This window comes from Massilia solisilvae (genome assembly GCF_024753215.1).
Classification (GTDB): domain Bacteria; phylum Pseudomonadota; class Gammaproteobacteria; order Burkholderiales; family Burkholderiaceae_D; genus Telluria; species Telluria solisilvae.
Window position 1 is genome coordinate 1 of sequence record NZ_JANUGV010000021.1, and the last position, 1,346, is coordinate 1,346.

Below are 1,346 nucleotides of genomic sequence, written 5' to 3' on the forward strand. Positions count from 1 at the left end.
TGAACCGCCACTCGAAAGTTGGACAGCAATTGTTCAACTTTCGAGGAACGGATGATCAAGTACACCGAGCAGTTCAAGCTCAAGGTAGTGAAGCACTACCTCAAGGGGCTGATGGGCTACCACCGCCTGGGCGCTCACTATGGCGTCGCAGCGCCGCACATACGACAGTGGGTGTCAGCCTACCGTCTGCATGGAACGGATGGGTTGCGGCGGAAGACGTCGCGCTACGACGCCAGCTTCAAGCTGTCGGTCCTGCAATACATGTGGGACAATGCGCTATCGAACCGGCAGGCAGCCGCACATTTCAACGTCCGCAACCCGACGAGCGTCGGGATCTGGGACCGCCTCTACCAGAGCGGTGGGTTGGCCGCACTGGTTCGGCCACCTCGACAAGCCCAGAACATGAAAGCCCCTACCTCCAAGCCAGAGCCGAAGTCCAACCAAGAACGCAGTCACGAAGACCTGCTCAAGGAACTTGAGTACCTGCGCATGGAGAACGAAGTTCTAAAAAAGCTGCAAGCCTTAGCTCAAGCAAAGAAATCGGCCGCGCTGAAAAAGCGCAAGTAGTACATGAGCTAAGGCACAAATACCCGGTCGTCGCGTTACTGAAGGTGGTGGCATTGCCCAAGAGTGTCTTCTACTACTGGGATAAAGCACGCCACAAGCCGGACCAGCAAGCTGAGACCACGCAGCTCATCAAGTCGATCTTTGATCAACACAAAGGGCGCTACGGCTATCGCCGGGTAGCCCTTGAGCTGCGCAATCGCGGCACGCAACTGCACGCCAACACGGTTCAACGGCTGATGAAGAAGCTCGACTTGAAATCGGTACAGCGGCGGAAGAAGTACGTCTCGTACAAGGGCGAGGTCGGCGCGACTGCGCCGAACCTGCTTGACCGTCAGTTCAAAGCCGAAAAGCCAAATGAGAAGTGGGTAACCGACATCACTGAGTTCAAAGTGGGCGACAGGAAGCTTTACTTCTCCCCCGTAAAGGATTTGTTCAACGGTGAGATTGTCGCGTACGCGATGGACACCCGGCCGCTGTTTGAACTGGTGACCTCGACGATCAAGAAGGCGATGCGCAAGCTCGGCAAGCGCGACAAGCCGCTACTGCACTCGGACCAGGGATGGCACTACCGAATGCCGGGCTATCGCAAGATGCTTGACGACCGCGAGATCGCTCAGAGCATGTCCCGCAAAGGGAACTGCTATGACAACGCCGCAATGGAAAGCTTCTTTGCCGTGACGAAATCGGAGTGCTTCTACCCACAGAAGTTCACCAGCATCGACCAGCTGAAAAAGGAGTTAGCGGACTTCGTCCGCTACTATAATCACGAGCGCATCAGC

The 1,346-nt window shown here is 56.2% G+C and carries 1 protein-coding gene; it reads left to right on the forward strand.

The features are described from left to right. Positions 1-51: 51 nt before the first annotated feature. Positions 52-1,346, forward strand: a protein-coding gene (locus tag NX773_RS23425; protein WP_258858640.1) for an IS3 family transposase whose coding sequence is annotated in 2 segments (ribosomal slippage) — positions 52-532 and positions 532-1,346 — 1,296 coding nt annotated over the 2 segments. Because the reading frame shifts where the segments join, the coding sequence is not laid out codon by codon here. This gene is flagged as partial in the annotation.